Below are 20,062 nucleotides of genomic sequence, written 5' to 3' on the forward strand. Positions count from 1 at the left end.
AACGTTTTAACTTATTATACTGTTCAATTTATGTTAAAAGATGACATTTCTTAGTTTTAATTATGGTTTTGATGCAACTCGATCATAAAACCCTTAAATCTTGAAAATCCTGATCCTATTTAAAGAATGTTACTGTGTATTTTCTGGTGTTTTCTTTCATATCCACTACAACTAATTCCAATATATGCTTTCCGGAAGTTGTTCTTTCGTCAAAACTATGCCAAAGTGTAGCTGTTTTAGTGTCAAATTCCATTAAAGCCCATTTGCCATCGATATAACCATTAAAACTTTTTATACCTGATAAATTATCACTGATTCTGAAAAATATTTTAGATAAACCGGCCATGTTTTTTCCTTCAGCAATATTTACAGGTACGATCCTTGGTGCAAGGGTATCAATAGCGATATAAAAACTGCCGAAGTTTTTTGGAGTAGCCTTAACATAGCCATTTTCGAAAAACCCGCCCTGAGATGTACCGTTGTTATTTACAATTAGGGCTTTGCTTCTTAAGTTTTCCGGAAGGTTATCAGCCTTGATCGAGATGTCGAAACCGATATGCAGTGGCGTGTATTTATTATGAATCTGATGTACGGCCGACCAGGCATTTCCCGTCGGTTTAGGCAGTTTTTTATAAGTGAAATTTAAATCGCTGTACAATGTTCCGAGTGGGAAAACTACTTTAATATCATCGGTATTAAATTCATTCACCTTATTATACGGATAAATTATTCCGGCGGGAATAACCGGCGCTGCAATAGGTGCTGAGCCTGCATTTACGGTAAAAGGGAGGACAGAAGAGTTCCCTTTCGAATCGGTTACGATGTAGCGCAGTTGGTGTGAAGCACCATCATTGAAATTAATCCTACCACTGTTTACCAAACCGCTATAAATTTTTAAAGGGTTACCAGGTTCAACAAAACTTTTCTGAATACTTCTTTTGGTATTTAAATAAGTTGGGTAATCGATGTGCGAGTTGATGGCCTTACTGTCTTCAAACGCAAAGCGTTCAAGGGCAGAAGTATATATTTTCTTCCCATCAAGCTCCAGTTGGATCGAATATACCCCGTTGGTGCCTGATAAACCATTATGCCGATCGGTTACCACGATGCCGAAGCCAACCTCACCAGTTAAACTGATGGGGGCAGTGGTTTTATAATTGCCATTTGCTCCACTAATGCCGATGGCTTGTTTAGGTGTATTTTCGTTAAAGGTTTTGCCATTTAAACGGTATACATACAAACCATGAAGAACAGGTGGAATGTTATCGGGTATGATGATCCCGAAAAACTGAGGATTTATGGTCTCTTCTGTTCTGGTATCTCTGATTTCGAAATGCAGATGCGGACCGCCCGAACTTCCACGGTTACCAGACCAGGCAATAATCTCGCCTTTATGTACCGGAATTAATGTGGCATCGGGAAACTCATCAATCTCAAATGATTTTTTCTCGTATTCAAGGTTTTTAACAATGGTTGCAATTTTGGGAGCAAACCGTTGAAGGTGGCCATATACAGTAGTGAAACCATTAGGGTGATTAATGTACAATGCCTGTCCGAAACCACTGTTCTGAACCCTTAACCTCGAAATATACCCATCTGCAACGGCATAAACAGGGTAACCTTCGCGTTGGTTGGTCCTGAAATCAATTCCAGAATGAAAGTGATTGCCGCGGATTTCACCAAAAGAACCTGCAAGGGCAGGAGGACTAATATCCAAAGGTTGTCTGAAATCGGTAATAGGGTATTTATTCGTACTATAAATCTGTTGCGCCTGAACAAAAGTTGAAGCAAATAAAAGGCAGATCGAAACCAAAAATTTTAACTTATGCTGGATCGGGTTTTTAATCATTCGTTACTTTACATCAAAATTTAAAAGTTGCTTTCCTTCTAACCAGGCTTCCAATTTATCGCCCTTATTTATTTTTCCGACGCCCTGTGGTGTTCCGGTAAAAATTAAATCGCCTTTTTTTAAAGTAATGTATTGAGAAACAAAGCTGATTATCTTCTCGAACGAGAATAACAAATCTTTAGTATGGCCTACCTGGCGGCTTTCTCCATTTACCTTCAACTCAAAATTTAAGTTGTAAAGATCCTCAAAATCACTTTTAGGATAGAAGATACTGATGGGTGCCGAGTTATCAAAAGCTTTGGCAAGTTCCCAAGGCAATCCTTTTTCTTTGTGTTTGCTCTGGATATCTCGGGCGGTAAAATCGATGCCTAATCCCACTTCATCATAATAAGTCGCGGCGAATTTTTCTGCGATGTGTTTTCCTTCTTTACAGATTTTTAATACCACTTCTAATTCGTAATGTACATCATCAGAAAAATCAGGCAGGTAAAAAGGTTTATTGTCTTTTAAAACAGCTGTATCAGGTTTCAGAAAAATTACGGGTATAGTTGGAACCGGATTGTTCAGTTCTTTTGCATGTTCGGCATAGTTTCGGCCAATGGCGATGATTTTCATTCTTAAGAATATGAAATATGATAAAATAGACGGGAATTAAATCCACATCAATCAAAAATAGAAAAGAAAATGGTGTTATAAAACCGAGATCCGTTTTACCTGGCTTTCGGAACCGGCAATAACCCTCAAAAAGTAAATGCCAGGATTAATCCTGTTTGGAATGACGAAGCTTTTGGTCTGCTCACCAGCATTTAGGCGTTCATTTGAAAGTGTTGCCACTTCATTTCCCAATAAATCGATGATTTTGATCGTAGTCTGTGTGCCATCTTTTCCGATAGATAAGATAATATTTAACTGATCTTCTACAGGATTTGGATATATTTTTACGATGGTTAACAATTTATCTTTTGCTATAACCGTTGTATTTTTTGGAGTTGTGGAGTAAGTATTGAACATTCCAGAGCCGCCAACTGTCATATAAAGTGGTTTGTAAGGCGTAATGTTGGCTTTGATTTCAGGAATTCTGCTTACTTTTTTTGTTCTGTTTTTTAAGCTAATGCGAATACTATCAGCTTGTTGTGCCCAAGAATTTACGCCGCACAGTAAGACAATGCACAATGTGCATGCAAGTTTTGTGAGGAACGTTATCTTAGCGTAGAGTTTCATCAAATTGGTATAGCAAATGTATTAATTTAAAACAAAGAAATTAAACATTTTGTTTAAAACCCATAATTTAACACAATTTAACAATAAAATTTAAATTTCATAGTGTTAAAAATACACAATAATTTGGTTGTTAAATTGTTATAGTTAGTTTACTTTTGCCGCACTAAAATAATCAACGAAGTGTCAAATCATAAAAATGTCAACGCGTTAACCGCCGGCGGGGTTCTAATAAGTTTAGGAATTGTGTTCGGTGACATTGGTACATCTCCATTATATACCCTAAATGCAATTTTTACAACCATTTTAGGCGGTAAACAGGATATAAATCCCACAAATGTTCTTGGTGTACTATCCTGTATCATTTGGACGCTAACACTACAAACGACCATTAAATATGTTATTATTACCTTAAGGGCCGACAATAAAGGTGAGGGTGGTATTTTCTCTTTATTTTCTTTGGTTCGGAAAAAGGCGAAGTGGCTGGTGGTTCCGGCTGTGGTAGGAGGTTGCGCATTACTCGCCGATGGAATTATTACACCAAGTATTACGGTTACCTCAGCAATTGAAGGTTTAACCAGTAAGTTCGATGTGCCGGTTATCCCCATTGTATTAAGCATTTTAACGGTTCTGTTTATTATCCAGCAGTTTGGAACCAATTTGGTTGGAAAGCTTTTCGGGCCCGTAATGTTTGTTTGGTTTGCTGTCTTGGGTGTATTGGGTATGTCTTTTATTGTTAAAGATTTTACTATCCTGAAGGCATTTAACCCTTATTACGCCATTCATTTACTGGTTACCAATAAACTAGCGTTTTTAATTCTTGGCGGTGTATTTTTATGTACAACAGGAGCTGAGGCCTTATATTCAGACTTAGGCCACTGCGGTAGAAATAACATCAGAATCAGTTGGATTTTCGTGAAATTAACCCTTATTTTAAACTATTTAGGGCAAGGCGTTTGGATTTTGCAGAACAGTGGAAGTTATGTTCCAGGTGCAAAAATGAATCCATTTTTTCAGATCGTTCCCGATCAGTTTCAGATTCCGATGGTTATACTGGCCACTATGGCGGCAGTAATTGCGAGTCAGGCTTTAATTAGTGGGTCTTTTACCTTAATTGCTGAAGCAGTACGTTTAAACCTTTGGCCTAAAATTAAAATTGTTTACCCATCGGTTTCTAAAGGCCAGTTATACGTTCCCTCTATTAACTGGATGTTATGGATTGGTTGTTGTGGTATTGTACTGTTGTTTCAAAAGGCAGAGAAAATGGATGCGGCCTATGGTCTATCTATCACCATAGCCATGTTAATGACCACCATTCTGGTTAGTTTTTATTTGCGAAGTAGACGTTTTCCGAAATATTTAGTTGCGATATTCTTTTTTACCTATGTAATTATTGAAGGAACATTTTTAATCAGTAATTTAACCAAATTCTTACATGGTGGTTGGGTAACTGTATTAATCGGTTCGTTATTGTTTACAGTGATGTGGAGTTGGTTTGTAGCCCGCAAAATCAAAAACCGCTTTGTTAAATATGTCGAAATTGAGGATTATTATGAGATTTTAACTGAACTGAGCGGGGATGAATCGGTTCCGAAATACTCTTCTCAGCTGGTTTATTTAACCAGTGCGAACTTTAAAACGGAGATTGAATCAAAAATTATCTATTCCATTATACAAAAGGAACCAAAACGTGCCGATGTGTACTGGTTGGTACATGTTGATGTAATGGACGAGCCTTATACCTTAGATTATAAAGTTGAATTCCTGATCCCGGGAAAACTGATCAGAATTGATTTTAGATTAGGTTTTAGGATTGAGCAACGTGTAAACTTATTGTATCGTAAAGTGGTTGAAGAGCTGGTGAAGAATGGAGAAATCGATATTACCAGTCAGTACACTTCGTTAAACAAGCATAAAATTGCTGGCGATTTCAGGTTTGTTCTTTTAGAAAAACATTTATCTAAGTTTACCAAGTTAAGTTTCTATGAAAGACAGATTATGGATTATTACTTTATCCTTAAAAAATTAAGTTTATCTGAGGAGCGGAGCTTTGGCTTGGATAGCAGTTATGTTGATGTAGAGAAAGTTCCGTTGATTTTCGTTACACCAGATGATATTGAATTGAACAGGTTGCCGGTTTAACTGATGAGAACTGCGATTTTAATATTGGGCATCAGTTTGTTTATAGCTGGACCCATAGCTAAACTGTACCATTTCGATCATGCCAATAATTATATGATTGCATCTGGATTGGGGCTGGTGATGATTACCGCGCTGGCCTTTATAAAGAAGAAATAAATTGAATCCTCTTTCTGTTAAAGAAAGGGGATTTTTTGTTAGAAGGACATTTGCGAGATCGTCACCCTGAACTTGTTTCAGGGTCTTACCACTCGAGGGCTATCGGTTGGTGTCTCACCTACCGAAGAATTAGAAGATACTATAAATAAATTTCAGCATGACGCAGAATGAGTAAATAAGCAACAATTTATAGCTTTGCCCTTAAGTATTTAGTCATTGTATTGATATAGTTATCATCAAAGCCTATAGCAGAAATTTCTTTATACTTTATCTTTGTTGGTTCATCATCCATATAACCTGCGGGATCGAAGTTCAAAATTTTTAAACTTTTTCTTTTCACTTTCACAATCTCTCCGATTCTAAAAAAGAAGCGATCATTGTTTTCGTTTTCTACAGCACATTTTAAGTTTGTGCTTTTTATAGAATTGAAAATGGTTTCCCAGCTTTCTAAATCAATTTGGTAAGGTATTTCGATCAGCTTTTTCTGGCCCTCCTGTTCCATTATGGAATCGAAAAATTGATCATAGTCGTTGTGTCTGATCTTGATAATAGAAGATATTGGGAAAATGGTAAATCCGTTAAATAGAAAATCATCGTTCACTTTAAGGAGAACAAAATCAAATGAGTGATCTAAGATATAACCATGAGAAAGTACATAAGATTTGTTACCAACGTCTCTTTTAATTTTGACATAATTTTCCTTTGTCTGATGTTTCTCTATTTTCTCAAAAATTGTCATATCATTCATTAATAGCTTAAACCTCCGGATTTGCCAGTTTACTATGCCTGTAACCATAGGCAAAATAAACCACGAGGCCAACTACCAGCCAGATGCCGAAGCCGATCCAGTTCGAAATGCCAAGTTCGCACATCATGTACAAACAGCTAATCAATCCTAAAACCGGAATTAATGATAAGTTTTTGGTGATGCAATAGTAGGTAATCACCACACAGATGATCAAGAAAATCCACATGGGAATTTTGTGTTTAAACAACCCCCAACCACTTTCGTATTTCTTTTCTACGGGTACTTTTGAGGCTGAAATAAACTGTTCGTAACGATCGGCCGGTAATGCACTTAAATAAGATTCTGCATCTACTTTTTCTGCCAATACAATTTGTGGCGAGGCATTTTTAACAATTTCCTCTTTAACAATTTTAAGTTCATCGCCACTTAAAGAAGTAACAAAAGTTACCGTTTGGATTGTTTTAGGGGAATTGAAAAAGAAAGCTTTGGTTTCTTTACCATATTTTGTGAATGCAAAAATTATAGTCGCAATTAAAACAATAGGCACAATAAACTTACTGTTTACATAAGGTATCTTGAATTTTCCACGCTGTACATCGGGCCTGTTCTGTAATACTAAAACCCCTGCGCAAACCAGTACGAAAGCAAAAAGTGTTCCGATAGAACAGAGATCGGTAACGATAGTAAGATTCATAAACAACGATGGTACTGCCACTACAAAGCCTACCACAATGGTAGCAAACGAAGGCGTTTTGTATTTAGGGTGAATTTTCGAAAAAGATTTTGGTAATAAGCCATCTCTGCTCATGCTCATCCAGATACGTGGTTGACCCATTTGAAAAACCAAAAGTACACTGGCCATGGCAAATACTGCACTTACGGCAATAATACCGCTCATTAATTTTAAGTTAATCTGATCGAAAACGAATGCCAACGGATCGCCAACGGCTAAGGTATCTGACTTAACAATACCTGTTAAAACCAGTGCAATAGCCACATAAAGGATGGTACAGATAATAATCGCCCACATCATTCCGCGCGGCAAATCGCGTTGTGGATTTTTACATTCTTCGGCCGTTGTAGAAATGGCATCGAAACCGATATAAGCAAAAAACACTGCCGAAACTCCCTTTAAAACTCCTGAAACACCGTTCGGAGCAAATGGATCCCAGTTTTTTGTGTCTACATAAAATATACCTACCGCTAATACCAAAAGGATTACCGCAAGTTTAACCACTACCATCGCGTTGCTGGCATTCCGGCTTTCTTTCATTCCACGGTAAATTAACCAGGTAATTAAAATGATAATACCTAAAGCAGGAATATCTGCAACAAGATGAAAACTACCGATTGTTGGGGCGGTAAGCCAAGCATTATTGGCCAATGCTGTAGCCGAATCTAAATCTGCCAGGTTTTTGCCAGCCGCCAGAAGCGCTTCAGCATGTTTATGTCCGTTATAGGCACTTAAATAGTCCATTGTCATCCAATCGGGCACATGGATGCCCTCTATGCCGAGGGGTGGTATTTTGATGGTAGAGAGTAGTCCTGTAAAGTAATCAGACCAGGATATGGCTACCGTAATATTACCGATGGAATATTCCATAATAAGCGACCACCCGATAATCCAGGCCACCAACTCGCCGAAGGCTACATAAGAATAGGTGTAAGCACTGCCAGAAACAGGTACCATTGAAGCAAACTCTGCGTAAGCAAAGGCTGCAAAACTACAGGCTACTGCTGTAAAAATAAATAAAAAGATTACCGCCGGACCACCATCTGCACTTGCTTTGCCAATCGTACTAAAAATCCCTGCTCCAATAATCGCTGCAATTCCAAAAGCTGTTAAATCGCGTACTCCGAGTGTTTTATGTAATGTATTTTCATGGTCGCCATAGCCTTTTGCCGCATCTTGTAATATCTTGGAAATAGATTTTTTTCTGAATAGCTTTTCGAACATCTTTTGTTTGCTTGTTTCCTCAAACTTATAAAAAGTTTGGTTAAAAACGTTTAAAGCAGGATATAATTTTCAATACACCACGCGCTAGTAGGCAAAATGCCATCAAAAAGAGTGGTAATTATTAGATTAAAGTAAAAAAATACAATTATTTGGCTTGAATAATCCTTTGTTTGATTCGCATAATTTTAGGATAAATGAAACAGTTAATTTTGCTGTCAATAATCAGTAAAGCACATAAAACGATATAAGTTTTGTTTGATTAGAATATTTATATACCATTACAGTACCATTATGAATGCAGATATAGCACAAATAAAATACATCAAAGAACGTCACCAGGGTTTTGCTACTTTACTGGCCTTTGCCTTAATTCCATTGTCGGGTTTTGCTACCGATATTTATATCCCCTCATTACCTACCATGGCTGGCGAAATGCAGGTGAGCAATGTTCAGGTTCAACTTACACTCAGCATTTTTCTAATAAGCTATGGGGTTGCACAACTTTTTATCGGTAGTGTGCTCGATAGTTTTGGAAGGTATAAAATCTGTTTATACGCATTATTAATTTTTGCCGCAGCAAGTATCATCATTGCAACCACCCATAACATTTACCTTATTTATTTAATGCGCATTATCCACGGACTTACCGTAGGGGCTATTATTGTGGCCAAACGAGCATACTTTGTCGATCTTTTTGAGGGCGATCAGCTAAAACATTACCTGAGTTTGTTTTCCATCATCTGGTCTACCGGACCAATTATAGCACCTTTTATTGGTGGTTATCTGCAAACATTATTTGGTTGGGAATCTAATTTCTATTTCTTGGCTGGTTTTGCACTTGTTTTTGCAGTGCTGGAGTTCTTGTTCAGTGGCGAAACATTAAAACACTTTACCGATTTTCAACTGAAAAAGATAACGGGTATTTATATCGAAATGATTAAAACAACAAGCTTTACCTTAGGTATTGTGATGTTGGGTTTAGCCTATTGTATGGTGATGGTTTACAACATGACTGGGCCATTTATCATTGAGCATCATTTCAACTTCTCACCCGTTATTGCAGGTTATAGTTCCCTGTTTTTAGGTTTCGCCTGGATGGTAGGGGGCTTTATTGGTAAGGCCACCATTAATAAGCCCTTCTTTAAGCGATTAATGATCAACTCGCTGTTTCAGGTAGCATTTGTAGTCCTGATGATTATAAGCTTAAATTTTGTTTCTAATATTTGGTCGTTAATTTTCTTTGCATTTTTAATCCATGTAGGAGCAGGCTTCACTTTTAATAATTACTTCACTTTCTGCCTGAGCAAATTCCCCAAAAATGCTGGAATTGCCGGCGGCTTAACAGGAGGGATTACCTATGTTATTGTTTCTTTTTTGAGTTATGGTATCGTAAATCTGATCCCTGCTAAAGATGAACGTAATCTAAGTTATAGCTATCTGGTCATGATCTTAATTTCAGTTTTGGTGATGTTTGTTATTCTTAGGCTTCGAAAAAAAGATGAAGTGTAAGGTATTGGAGATGATGTGTGTTTTCTCTTCCTAAGCGGAGTCGAATATTTCTTGAAGAGCAAAGTTTGCAATATATAGGTAGGGTCCAGTCCTGCTGTTTGTTACAATCCTTTTGGGAAAATTTTGATAAAAATAATTATCCAACACCCAAAAGGGATTTTCACTTCCATCAGGTCTATTATTTGGGTACGGCAGATAAAACATGGGTATGATTACCGAAAAAATGTGAGGTAAATAGCAGCTATGTACGCCTATTTAGTTTCCGTGTCTTCTGTGTTTCCGTGGCAAAAAAATGCTTAGCGATATGTTAAATCCATTTGATAATCTCTCTCGGGTTGTCGCGCTGAACGGAGTCTATGCGTCTTTTTATAATATCCGTATTATTGTGTTTCCTTGGAGAAAACCAATGCCTTAGCGAGACGCTAAGACCAGATATGAGGTTCTGAATTCTTGCTTAGTTTCCGTGTCTTCTGTGTTTCCGTAGCAAAAAAATGCTTAACGATGTGTTAAATCCAGTTGACAATTCTCCCTAGGGTGTCACGCTGAGTGGAGTCGAAGCGCCTTTACAACGTCCATGCCGTAAAAAAAGAATTAAACTTCGGTCTTAGCGAGACGCTAAGACCAGAACTAGTATTAATCTGTGTTCATCCTTTTTATCTGTGGTTCATAAAAACAAAGAAGTCGTGGCAAAATGCCACGACCCTTATTATATTCCTATGAGGAGAAAAAAATCTTCTGCCTTATCCCAGTTTATCCAGTTCTGTTTTTACAAAACTTGCAAGTTCTTTTACATATTCTGCGCTGAAATCAAATTTGATTCCCGCTGTTTCATATATTTCGTTCATTGGCTTAGTATAACCTAATGAAAGTGCCGCTAAGTATTGATTTAAAGCCTTTTCTGGATTTTCTTTATAGTTTTTCCAAACAGCAATAGCACCTAACTGGGCAATTGCATACTCAATATAGTAAAACGGAACTTCGAATAAATGCAGTTGTTTTTGCCAGCCATTTCCAAATTGTTGTTCTAAATCTTTCCAATCGGCAAAACCAGCGCCAAAACGGTTAAAAATCTGCTTAAAAGTTTCTTCACGGTCAGCCGCAGTATGGTTTGGGTTGGTGTAAATCCAGTGCTGAAACTGATCAATTACAGCAACCCACGGTAAAGTTTTCAAAACATCGGCCAACTGTTCTTTTTTAGCACGGTTTAAATCTTCTTCGTTGTCGAAATAAACATCCCAGTTATCCATAGAGATGAGTTCCATACTCATAGATGCGAGTTCAGCAACTTCAGAAGGGCAATGTTTAAAATCGTTTAATTCTAAATCTGCGGTTAAAAAAGTATGTACCGCATGGCCGCCTTCGTGAACCATTGTGGTTAAATCGCGCAACGAATTTGCCGAATTCATGAAGATAAACGGGGCTCCGGTTTCAGCCAATGGGTAATTGTAACCACCTGGCGCTTTACCCTTTCTGCTCTCTACGTCAAAAAGGTTATTGGCTTTCATGGTTGCCAATTTTGAGCCTAACTTTTCATCAATGGCATTAAAGCAGGCAATACTTTTATCAATCAGTTCTTCGCCGTTGTTAAAAGGTTTCAAGGCTGGCTTGCCACTAATGCTTACTTCTAAATCCCAAGGCCTTAATACTTCTAGTCCTAAAGCTTCCCGGCGTTTTTCGGCCTGCTCTTTTAAAATCGGTACTATTTCTTTTTCAATAGCATTGGCAAAATCGTAACAGTCTTGTGGGGTATAATCGAAACGGCCCAAAGCCTGGAACATGTAATCGCGGTAATTCTCAAAACCCGCGTTTAAGGCAACCTGATTACGCAGTTTAATCAACTCATCAAACAACACGTTTAAATCATCTTTATCAATTAAGCGGCGTTGTTGAATCGTTTTCCATGCATTTTCGCGTACCTCGCGGTTTAAATCTTTGATAAAGATCGAGGCTTGCTCCAAAGTATATTCCTGACCGTTTAGCTCAACACTCATGGCGCCTGTAATGCTCTGGTATTTTTGTTGTTTCACCTGTAATTCGGTAAACAGCTCAATATTTTCATCGCGGTAAAGCGCTAATGCTTTTTTTATCGCACGGCTGTAAACGAAATATTTTTCTTTGTCCAGGTCGTTCATAAAAGGACTTTCGACAAATTTTTTGTTCAGTTCGTTGGCGAATGGAGAAATTTTCGGCTCTATTTCAGTTGCAAAATATTGAAAGTTTTTAACCAATTCTTCATTTGCGGTATCGCAACTCATTTTAATATATCTCCAGGCAAAATCTTCTTCTAAAGCAGCTTCAAGCTCCGAACGGTCTTTTAACCAGTGTTCTAACTCAGCAGTACTGGTTATTTCGCGGTTTTGCAGTTCGGTAAAAAGTGGTTCTAAATTTTCCCAGGTAATGTTTAGTTTCTGTGGAATGTATGTTCTAGGTTTCTTAGTTATAATCATGATGTTTAATTATTGAATTGGAGAATGATGGAATTAGTGAATGTTAAACATTCTATCATTCGGCCTTCTCTCATTTTATTTATGTCTCAAATACGCATCTATTAAAAAGCATATCGCAAATACTACCGATGCATAACCATTTAAGGTTTGAAACGCCCTGTTTACTTTGCTGATATCATTTGGTTTTACCAGTAAGTGCTGATAAATCAACATCGAACAGAAAAACACAATACCTATGTAATAAACCCAGCTAAAGGAGGTAAAAAACACAGGCAAAATAACACAGGTAGCAGAGAGTATATGCAACAGCACCGAAACATTCAAAGCATTTTTAATGCCAAGTGCCGATGGAATGGAATGTAATTTCTCTTCCCGGTCAAATTCTTCGTCCTGTAATGCGTATATAATATCAAATCCACTTACCCAGAACAATACGGTTAAGGAGTAAAGCACAGGAACCAAAGCAAAATGTCCGGTTACGGCAATGTAAGCGCCGATAGGAGCAAGCGCCAGGCCTAAGCCCAATACCATATGACAAAGCGCCGTAAATCTTTTGGTGTAGCTATAAAACAAAACTACAAACAAAGCTACTGGCGACAGATAGAAACAAAGTGGGTTAATAAAGTAGGTGGTAATAGCGAAAAGTACACAATTGGCGATTACGAAAATCAGCGCTTCGTTTGCCGAAACTTTGCCCGCAGGGATATCGCGCATTTTGGTGCGTGGATTTTTTGCATCAATATTTCTGTCCAGGTAACGGTTAAAAGCCATGGCAGAGTTTCTGGCAAAAACCATACAAAGCAAAACTAAAATCAGCTTATACCAGGAAAATGGGTTTTCTGTTGTAGTTACGCCCAAAAAGAAACCAATCATGGCAAATGGTAGCGCAAAAACAGAGTGGGCGAATAATACGAGTGAAAAGTATTTTTTCATTTTTTTAGAACTGATTAATTTCCCGTAGGGGATGATTACACAGATTTTTAATGTTAAACTGAAAATTGTGCACTGTGAACCGAAAACTGGTTAAAACTTCTTATAATCTGTTGGCACAACAAAATCTTTATTCACCTCATAAATGAAATTCAGCACTTCATCTTTTCCGGTTCCTTTTTCGGCAGAGGAAATAAAGGTGGCAGGGATCTCTTCAAAAAACTCACCTAATTTTTTCTTAAAGGCAGCTACATTTTTTTGGGTAGTTGTCATGCCCTGTTTATCAGCTTTGGTAAAAATTAACGAAAAAGGTATCTGTTTTTCACCTAACCAATAGCAAAATTCTATATCAATTCCCTGTGGCTCTAAACGGCTGTCTATCAAAACAAAAACACATTGTAAACTTTCTCTTTTGGTTATATAGGCGCGGATAAATTTCTCCCATTTCTCTCTGCTGGTTTTAGAAACCTTGGCATAGCCATACCCCGGTAAATCGACAATGTACCAGGCTTCGTTAATCAGAAAGTGATTAATTAATTGTGTTTTTCCCGGGCGTTGAGAGGTTTTGGCTAATCCATGTTGATTAACCAACATATTGATTAATGAAGATTTACCCACGTTAGAGCGGCCAATAAATGCATATTCGGGCATAGTTGGTGCTGGTAGTGCCGAAATCTGGGTGTTGCTGCAAACAAATGTTGCCGTTTTGATAATCATAGTGCAAAGGTAACAATTAGTTTTGAGTTGGGCGTTTGGAGTGTGGAGTCAAAAACCTACCGTCGTCAGCAATTCGTAAAGTTTAAGGGAATCGCTAAACTCCCAACTGCAAACTCCCAACTGCAAACTCTTTTCTCTATCTTTGCCCCATATCATGAATCAGAATATCACCCCATACCAAGTAGAAGATGCAACTAAAAAGGAGCAGGTTGCAACCATGTTTAATAACATTTCGGGCACTTACGATTTTTTAAACCATTTTCTTTCTTTAGGGATAGATGTATTATGGCGTAAGAAAGCCATTAAAGAACTGGTTTCCATCCACCCGAGAACTTTGCTTGATGTAGCTACAGGAACTGGCGATTTTGCCTTTGAAGCCATTAAAAAGCTTCATCCCGAAAAGGTAATTGGTGTTGATATTTCTGAAGGTATGTTAGAAGTAGCCAAGAAGAAAATTAACGAGCGTAGTTTAAACGAAGTTTTTACCGTTCAGGTAGGCGATTCTGAAGGTCTGCATTTCGAAAATGATACTTTTGATGCGATTACCTGCGCTTATGGTGTGCGTAATTTCGAAAACCTCGAAAAAGGATTAACCGATATGTACAGGGTATTAAAGCCCAACGGGAAAATGGTAATATTGGAATTTTCTAAGCCAAAGGTTTTCCCGGTAAAACAACTGTATAGTTTTTATTTTAAACAGGTAACGCCTTTCTTTGGAAAACTATTTTCTAAAGACCACAGAGCTTATACCTATTTGCCAGAATCGGTAGCAGCTTTTCCCGACGGAGAAGATTTTACCAACCTGATGGAAAAAGTTGGCTTTAAAAGTACCAAACAAAGAATTTTAACGTTTGGAATAAGTTCGATATATGTAGGAACCAAATGATCAGAAAATTAAGCCTCATTCTTTCACTTTTTATGATTTCTACAAGCGCCTTTGCTCAAAATTGGGGCGGTGGAATAGATGATGAAGATTGGAGTTTTGGTTTTAATTTCCAATATATCTCAGCCGAATACAAAATTCTTAAAAAGCAAAATTGGCGATCGCCTTTTTATGAGGTGCCAAATTCTCTGGATCCTTCTTACGATCCGAATTCGGGCATTCCGGTTACCTCAACATTAAATTCTATTTCTAGCCCACCATCGCAAGGTTTTGGGTTGGGTTTTGTAATGAACAGAATGATCTCTGATAACTTCGATATCAGGGCAACGCCGTCCCTTATTTTTAGTGATAGGATAGTAACTTACGAGTATGAACCTATGGCGCCGATCAACGTAGGCAATGGGCAAACGAAAAACTTTCAAACCGTAGTTGAAAGAAAAGTTCAGGCAACCATGTTCGAATTTCCATTAGGCCTAAAGGTGAAGTCGAACCGGATGAATAATTTTAGGGTATATTGGTTAGGCGGCGCTAAATATTCAATAGATATAGCTTCGAAAAAGAAAACTTTCGATGAAGGCGAAACACCGGTAAATAAGTTTTTAAAAAATCAAAGAAATTATCTGTCGTACGAAACAGGTATTGGTTTCGACATTTACTTTGAGTATTTTAAAATGTCGCCCGAAATAAAACTCTCCTATTCGACCAACGATTTGCTTCAGCACGACAATACGGTTTATGCCAATCCGATAGATAAGTTGAAATTACGTCAATTAACATTCAGTTTGATTTTTCAATAGTCCTGCAATCCAAAAAAACTTACCTTTGTTGGTGTAGGTAAATCAAAGATGTTATCTTAAAGAATTACCGAGACTTAAAATTCATAAAAATGTCTAAAATCGCATTAATTACAGGCGCAACTTCTGGTATTGGCGAAGCTTGTACACATACATTTGCTCAGCAAGGTTACAATCTGGTATTATTGGCCCGCAGAGAAGATCGGTTGGCAAAAATTGCCCATCATTTAGAAGACAAGTATGCCATTACCATCAAACAGGTTTTTGCCGATGTTCGCGATAAAGAAAGTCTTACCGCTGCTTTAGAAGTTTTGCCAACAGAATGGAAAAAGGTTGATGTTTTGATTAACAATGCGGGCTTAAGCCAGGGTTTAGATCCGATTGATAAAGGCGATACCAACGATTGGGACACCATGATTGATACGAATGTAAAAGGTTTGCTTTATGTAACCAAAATTGTTTCCAACTGGATGATACCAAACCAATCCGGCCATATTATTAACATTGGTTCTATTGCCGGGAAAGAAGTTTATCCAAATGGAAACGTATATTGTGCCAGCAAACATGCTGTTGATGCTTTGAGTAAAGGTATGCGTATCGATTTATTGCCCCACGGCATAAAGGTTACCGAAATTAATCCGGGCATGGTAGAAACCGAATTTTCGGTGGTGCGCTTTAAAGGTGATGAAGACCGGGCAAAAAAAGTATACGAAAACCTGGAGCCGTTAATTGCCGACGATATTGCAGATGCCATTTGGTATGTAGTAAGCAGGCCAAAACATGTTAACATTAACGACATGCTGATTATGCCTACCGCACAGGCTACAGCAACAATTATAAGTAGGGGTTAACTGTTTAAATTGTTTAAACTGGTTAACTGTTGTGAATAGCAATGGCATTTAACAGATTAACCTTATAACAATTAACCACTTAACCCCTGGAACGATTAACCAATTAAAGAAATGATATCAAACACAATAGATCAGGAAATAAAAAAAGCCATGTTGGCTAAAAACAATGCACAGTTAAGAGGTTTAAGAGCAATAAAGGCAGCTTTACTTTTAGCTAAAACAGAGAAAGGATCTTCAGAAGAAATTACGGAAGAAACTGAACTTAAAATTCTTCAGAAACTGATTAAACAACGCCGCGAATCTGCTGATATTTACAAGCAACAAAATCGCGAAGATTTGTATCAGGTAGAAGAAGAAGAAATTGAAGTGATTAGTCAGTTTTTGCCAAAACAGTTAGATAGGGCAGAGGTTGCTGCAATTATTGAGGCTGTAATCAAACAATCTGGTGCTACATCGGTTAAGGATATGGGGAAGGTAATGGGCATGGCAAATAAGGAACTTGCAGGTAAAGCCGATGGTAAATTAATTGCTGAGATTGTTAAAGAAAAACTAGCTTAATTTAAGGCTAAAAGCAGAAAGACTAAAGCTTAAAGCGCATTTATCGCTGGTCGCTAGTTGCTTACCGCTTTACAAAGGGCGTTTTTATACCGTTTTCGATTTTATTTCAGAAAAATGGCATAGAAATGCATAAATTTAATTTTACTCTACTAACTTAGTAGCACAATACCATCTAGAATATATATGACCTACCCGATAATAGAAGAAGACGGATTTAAATACATCGAAGCTGGAACAGGCGAAACACTGGTATTGCTACATGGCCTAATGGGCGAACTAAGCAATTGGGAACTGGTTATAGAACAGTTTAAAGATCGCTATCGTGTAATTATTCCAATTTTACCAATTTACGATTTGCCTATTTTAACATTGGGCGTAAAAGCATTGTCGAGATATCTTCATCGCTTTTTAAAATATAAAAATTTAAACCAGGTAGTACTTGTTGGTAATTCGCTTGGTGGCCATGTGGGTTTGGTATTTACGGTTGCCCATCAGGAATTTGTTAAAGCCTTGGTACTAACAGGTAGCTCTGGTTTATACGAAAATGCTTTTGGAGGTTCTTTCCCGCGGAGAGAGAGCTACGATTACATTAAGGAAAAAGTAGAGTTTACTTTTTACGATCCTGCAACTGCAACCAAAGAACTCGTTGATGATGTTTTTAAAACGGTTAACGATAGATCGAGGGTTATTAGGATTTTAACTATGGCTAAATCGGCAATACGCCACAACATGGCTAAAGAACTGTCGAAAATTACCATACCGGTTTCTTTAATCTGGGGTAAAAATGATAAGGTTACGCCTCCAGAAGTGGCAGAAGAATTTCATGAATTGTTGCCGAATTCGGAATTAAATTGGGTTGATAAATGTGGGCATGCGCCTATGATGGAACATCCGGAAATATTTAATGCATTTTTAGAGAAATTTTTAGATAGAATATTGTTAAAATAAATGTTTGCAGCAGAAATCATATCAGATGCAATTCCATCACTAAGGGCCGATGACACGGTGCAGAAAGCTTTAGATCGTATGAACGATTTTAAACTAAAGCATTTGCCGGTTGTTAACGAGGTAACTTTATTGGGGCTGGTTTCTGAAGATGATTTACTAAATATTGATAATCACGATACACTTTTAAGCGATAGTGCGGTAAACATACTTAATGTTTTCGTGTTGAGTAACGTACATACTTATGATGTAATCAGGTTATTGAGTCAGTTAAAATTGACAGCTGTTCCGGTTTTAGATCAACAGAAAAATTACCTGGGTTTAATTTCGATCAATAACATGGTAAATGCCGTGGCCGAACAGTATGCTGTAAATGAACCTGGAGGAATTATCGTTTTGGAAATCAGTAACCGCGATAATTCTCTGGCACATATTGCACAGATTGTTGAAGCCGATAATGCACAGGTGCTCTCTTCTTACGTGAATTCTTTCGAAAATTCTACACGTTTAGAAGTAACGCTCAAAGTAAATAAAACAGAAATTACTTCATTGGTAGCTTCTTTCGAAAGATATGATTATCTGGTTAAAGAGGTATACAATAACACGCAGATTGATGATGGGTCGCAGGAGCGTTACGATTCTTTCATGAACTATTTAAATGTATAAACCTACTTTATGAGGATTGCAATTTACGGGAGAGATTTTAATGACACGGTTTTGCCCTACGTTCAAGAGGTTTTTAATCATTTAGCCGAGCATCATATCCAGCCGGTTTTATATTCAAAATTTAAAACATCCCTTCATGGCAAAATTAAGTTGCCTGCCAATACGATTATTTTTCATAACCATAGCGAACTAAAAGACCTTGCCGATGTATTGTTGAGCTTAGGAGGCGATGGTACCTTACTGGATACCTTATCGTTAATCCGTAATTCGGGCATACCCGTAATAGGAATCAATTTTGGCCGGTTGGGTTTTCTCGCCAGCATCAACAAAAATGAAATAGGATCGGCGCTAAAGGCCTTAATTAACGGAGAATATACCTTAGATTCCCGTTCTCTTTTAACTTTAGAATCGGATAATGGCCTGTTTGGAGAAGAGAATTTTGCACTGAATGATATTACCATTCACCGCCGCGATAATTCTGCCATGATGATTATCCATGCCTCAATGAACAATGAGTTTATTAATTCTTATTGGGCCGATGGATTGATTATTGCAACCCCGACGGGATCAACCGCTTACTCATTAAGCTGTGGTGGCCCGATTATTTATCCCGATTCTGAAAATTTTGTAATTACGCCTATTGCACCGCATAACTTAAATGTAAGGCCGGTGGTTGTACCAGATGATAATAAACTCTCTTTTGAGGTAGAAGCACGCGAATCAAAATTTCTGGTTTCTTGTGATAGCCGAACTGTCACCGTAGAGCGTTCAGTAAAAATTAGCATAAAAAAGGCAGATTTTTGTGTAAATCTTATCCGCCTTAACAATGAAACCTACTTAAACACGTTAAGAAATAAATTATTATGGGGCATTGATACCCGTAACTACTAAGTATGACGCCAACCAAACCTCTCTTAATTCTCCTCTTCTTTATCTTTAGCGGACAAATTCTTCGTGCGCAAGAAGGCACCTGGGAAGTTGGGCTAATGGGTGGAGGAGCAGGTTACATGGGCGATCTCAATCAAAATAATCCATTGCAAATTAGCGGACTCTCAGGCGGTGCTTATGTAAAACGTAACTTTAACCAATATTTGGGCGCTCGCTTAAATTATACTTACGGACAAGTTAAGGCAGATGATGCTAATTCTAGTAATGAACAGTTCCGTGAAAGAAACCTCCGTTTTAAAACATCAATGCACGAGTTTAGCGGGCTGATCGATTTTAATTTTTTTAACTTCAGTATAGGTGGCGGAACCAGACAATTCACTCCCTACCTTTTTACTGGTGTTGGTTTAGTTGTTTTTAAACCTACGGTAAAAATTGATGGTGAAAGATACCGGTTAGATCGACTCGCAACCGAAGGGCAGGAAAATGGTTACAATAATGCTGTTTTAACTATCCCATACGGATTAGGGCTCAGGTATAATTATAAAAATACCTGGAGTGTTTTTACTGAACTAGGTTACCGGACACCACTTACCGATTATATTGACGATGTAAGCGGCCGCTATCCGGTTAATCCTGTAATAGTTGGAAATGGCCAAAATCAGGTCAATTTATCCGATCCTTCACGCTACCAAATCGGACAAGCGGGTACCCAAAGAGGCGATTTTAGAAAAAGGGACACTTATCTATTTGTTAGTGTTGGCATATCTTTTACCTTTGTATCCTCAAAATGCTATTCCTTTTAAG

Annotated in this window: 19 protein-coding genes; 11 read left to right on the plus strand and 8 right to left on the minus strand. The window is 37.7% G+C overall.

All coding sequences use genetic code 11. The features are described from left to right. Positions 1-115: 115 nt before the first annotated feature. From AC1DNH_RS16375 to AC1DNH_RS16385, 3 genes are all read right to left on the minus strand, one after another. Positions 116-1,849 (minus strand): M23 family metallopeptidase, encoded by a 1,734-nt coding sequence (locus AC1DNH_RS16375; protein WP_477625521.1) that lies wholly within the window; start codon positions 1,847-1,849, stop codon positions 116-118. A gap of 3 nt (positions 1,850-1,852) precedes the next feature. Beyond that, on the minus strand, positions 1,853-2,464 hold the full coding sequence (locus AC1DNH_RS16380; protein ID WP_477579637.1) for a fumarylacetoacetate hydrolase family protein: 612 nt from the start codon (positions 2,462-2,464) through the stop codon (positions 1,853-1,855). A gap of 75 nt (positions 2,465-2,539) precedes the next feature. Next, the gene (locus AC1DNH_RS16385; protein WP_477579636.1) at positions 2,540-3,022 is read right to left on the minus strand and encodes a T9SS type A sorting domain-containing protein; all 483 of its coding nucleotides are present in this window, start codon (positions 3,020-3,022) and stop codon (positions 2,540-2,542) included. A 228-nt stretch (positions 3,023-3,250) separates the two neighbouring features. Here AC1DNH_RS16385 and AC1DNH_RS16390 point away from each other — a divergent pair, with 228 nt between their 5' ends. Both AC1DNH_RS16390 and AC1DNH_RS16395 read left to right on the plus strand, forming a co-directional pair. Next, a complete protein-coding gene (locus tag AC1DNH_RS16390) occupies positions 3,251-5,209 on the plus strand; it encodes a KUP/HAK/KT family potassium transporter (protein ID WP_477625522.1) in 1,959 nt (652 codons plus the stop codon). Positions 5,210-5,212: 3 nt separating this feature from the next. Then, positions 5,213-5,365 carry a hypothetical protein gene (locus AC1DNH_RS16395; protein ID WP_426325474.1) on the plus strand — a complete coding sequence of 51 codons (153 nt, stop codon included), beginning with the start codon at positions 5,213-5,215 and terminating at the stop codon, positions 5,363-5,365. Between the two features lie 187 nt (positions 5,366-5,552). Here the strand turns inward: AC1DNH_RS16395 and AC1DNH_RS16400 are convergent, their stop codons facing one another. Continuing rightward, positions 5,553-6,104: a hypothetical protein gene (locus AC1DNH_RS16400; RefSeq protein WP_477579632.1), complete on the minus strand. Its 552-nt coding sequence runs from the start codon at positions 6,102-6,104 to the stop codon at positions 5,553-5,555. Positions 6,105-6,120: 16 nt separating this feature from the next. After that, complete coding sequence (locus tag AC1DNH_RS16405) at positions 6,121-8,070, minus strand: amino acid permease (protein WP_477608877.1); 1,950 nt, start codon at positions 8,068-8,070, stop codon at positions 6,121-6,123. Positions 8,071-8,361: 291 nt separating this feature from the next. Between AC1DNH_RS16405 and AC1DNH_RS16410 the strand changes: the two genes are divergently transcribed. Continuing rightward, positions 8,362-9,579, plus strand: a complete 1,218-nt coding sequence (locus tag AC1DNH_RS16410) for an MFS transporter (RefSeq protein ID WP_477579643.1) — start codon at positions 8,362-8,364, stop codon at positions 9,577-9,579. Positions 9,580-10,319: 740 nt separating this feature from the next. Here the strand turns inward: AC1DNH_RS16410 and AC1DNH_RS16415 are convergent. From AC1DNH_RS16415 to yihA, 3 genes are all read right to left on the minus strand, one after another. After that, the gene (locus AC1DNH_RS16415) at positions 10,320-12,026 is read right to left on the minus strand and encodes a M3 family oligoendopeptidase (protein WP_477579626.1); all 1,707 of its coding nucleotides are present in this window, start codon (positions 12,024-12,026) and stop codon (positions 10,320-10,322) included. 75 nt (positions 12,027-12,101) lie between these two features. After that, on the minus strand, positions 12,102-12,959 hold the full coding sequence (locus tag AC1DNH_RS16420; RefSeq protein WP_477579624.1) for a UbiA-like polyprenyltransferase: 858 nt from the start codon (positions 12,957-12,959) through the stop codon (positions 12,102-12,104). A 90-nt stretch (positions 12,960-13,049) separates the two neighbouring features. Next, entirely contained in the window at positions 13,050-13,673 is a 624-nt protein-coding gene (gene yihA / locus AC1DNH_RS16425; RefSeq protein WP_029274081.1) for a ribosome biogenesis GTP-binding protein YihA/YsxC, read from the minus strand. Between the two features lie 154 nt (positions 13,674-13,827). Here yihA and ubiE point away from each other — a divergent pair, with 154 nt between their 5' ends. From ubiE to porG, 8 genes are all read left to right on the plus strand, one after another. Beyond that, positions 13,828-14,559 (plus strand): bifunctional demethylmenaquinone methyltransferase/2-methoxy-6-polyprenyl-1,4-benzoquinol methylase UbiE, encoded by a 732-nt coding sequence (gene ubiE / locus AC1DNH_RS16430; RefSeq protein ID WP_215131244.1) that lies wholly within the window; start codon positions 13,828-13,830, stop codon positions 14,557-14,559. Continuing rightward, positions 14,556-15,353 (plus strand): type IX secretion/gliding motility protein PorT/SprT, encoded by a 798-nt coding sequence (gene porT, locus AC1DNH_RS16435; RefSeq protein WP_477579621.1) that lies wholly within the window; start codon positions 14,556-14,558, stop codon positions 15,351-15,353. Before ubiE ends, porT begins: the two co-directional genes overlap by 4 nt. Positions 15,354-15,442: 89 nt before the next feature. Beyond that, positions 15,443-16,201: an SDR family oxidoreductase gene (locus AC1DNH_RS16440; RefSeq protein ID WP_477579619.1), complete on the plus strand. Its 759-nt coding sequence runs from the start codon at positions 15,443-15,445 to the stop codon at positions 16,199-16,201. A 111-nt stretch (positions 16,202-16,312) separates the two neighbouring features. Continuing rightward, a complete protein-coding gene (locus AC1DNH_RS16445; protein WP_057932770.1) occupies positions 16,313-16,759 on the plus strand; it encodes a GatB/YqeY domain-containing protein in 447 nt (148 codons plus the stop codon). A 183-nt stretch (positions 16,760-16,942) separates the two neighbouring features. Continuing rightward, on the plus strand, positions 16,943-17,707 hold the full coding sequence (locus AC1DNH_RS16450) for an alpha/beta fold hydrolase (protein ID WP_057932771.1): 765 nt from the start codon (positions 16,943-16,945) through the stop codon (positions 17,705-17,707). After that, a complete protein-coding gene (locus AC1DNH_RS16455; RefSeq protein WP_029274088.1) occupies positions 17,708-18,370 on the plus strand; it encodes a CBS domain-containing protein in 663 nt (220 codons plus the stop codon). A 9-nt stretch (positions 18,371-18,379) separates the two neighbouring features. Next, the gene (locus AC1DNH_RS16460) at positions 18,380-19,261 is read left to right on the plus strand and encodes an NAD kinase (protein WP_477579616.1); all 882 of its coding nucleotides are present in this window, start codon (positions 18,380-18,382) and stop codon (positions 19,259-19,261) included. A gap of 2 nt (positions 19,262-19,263) precedes the next feature. After that, complete coding sequence (porG, locus tag AC1DNH_RS16465; protein WP_477609644.1) at positions 19,264-20,061, plus strand: type IX secretion system protein PorG; 798 nt, start codon at positions 19,264-19,266, stop codon at positions 20,059-20,061. Position 20,062: the final 1 nt, after the last annotated feature.

This window comes from Pedobacter sp. 01N310 (assembly GCF_056399805.1).

Excerpts from the sequence above, each read along its gene's own strand:
- AC1DNH_RS16375 (WP_477625521.1), bottom strand. The coding sequence starts at position 1,849 with ATGATTAAAAACCCGATCCAGCATAAGTTAAAATTTTTGGTTTCGATC.
- AC1DNH_RS16380 (WP_477579637.1), bottom strand. The coding sequence starts at position 2,464 with ATGAAAATCATCGCCATTGGCCGAAACTATGCCGAACATGCAAAAGAA.
- AC1DNH_RS16395 (WP_426325474.1), top strand. The coding sequence starts at position 5,213 with ATGAGAACTGCGATTTTAATATTGGGCATCAGTTTGTTTATAGCTGGA.
- AC1DNH_RS16400 (WP_477579632.1), bottom strand. The coding sequence starts at position 6,104 with ATGACAATTTTTGAGAAAATAGAGAAACATCAGACAAAGGAAAATTAT.
- AC1DNH_RS16405 (WP_477608877.1), bottom strand. The coding sequence starts at position 8,070 with ATGTTCGAAAAGCTATTCAGAAAAAAATCTATTTCCAAGATATTACAA.
- AC1DNH_RS16410 (WP_477579643.1), top strand. The coding sequence starts at position 8,362 with ATGAATGCAGATATAGCACAAATAAAATACATCAAAGAACGTCACCAG.
- AC1DNH_RS16415 (WP_477579626.1), bottom strand. The coding sequence starts at position 12,026 with ATGATTATAACTAAGAAACCTAGAACATACATTCCACAGAAACTAAAC.
- AC1DNH_RS16420 (WP_477579624.1), bottom strand. The coding sequence starts at position 12,959 with ATGAAAAAATACTTTTCACTCGTATTATTCGCCCACTCTGTTTTTGCG.
- yihA (WP_029274081.1), bottom strand. The coding sequence starts at position 13,673 with ATGATTATCAAAACGGCAACATTTGTTTGCAGCAACACCCAGATTTCG.
- ubiE (WP_215131244.1), top strand. The coding sequence starts at position 13,828 with ATGAATCAGAATATCACCCCATACCAAGTAGAAGATGCAACTAAAAAG.
- porT (WP_477579621.1), top strand. The coding sequence starts at position 14,556 with ATGATCAGAAAATTAAGCCTCATTCTTTCACTTTTTATGATTTCTACA.
- AC1DNH_RS16440 (WP_477579619.1), top strand. The coding sequence starts at position 15,443 with ATGTCTAAAATCGCATTAATTACAGGCGCAACTTCTGGTATTGGCGAA.
- AC1DNH_RS16445 (WP_057932770.1), top strand. The coding sequence starts at position 16,313 with ATGATATCAAACACAATAGATCAGGAAATAAAAAAAGCCATGTTGGCT.
- AC1DNH_RS16450 (WP_057932771.1), top strand. The coding sequence starts at position 16,943 with ATGACCTACCCGATAATAGAAGAAGACGGATTTAAATACATCGAAGCT.
- AC1DNH_RS16455 (WP_029274088.1), top strand. The coding sequence starts at position 17,708 with ATGTTTGCAGCAGAAATCATATCAGATGCAATTCCATCACTAAGGGCC.
- AC1DNH_RS16460 (WP_477579616.1), top strand. The coding sequence starts at position 18,380 with ATGAGGATTGCAATTTACGGGAGAGATTTTAATGACACGGTTTTGCCC.
- porG (WP_477609644.1), top strand. The coding sequence starts at position 19,264 with ATGACGCCAACCAAACCTCTCTTAATTCTCCTCTTCTTTATCTTTAGC.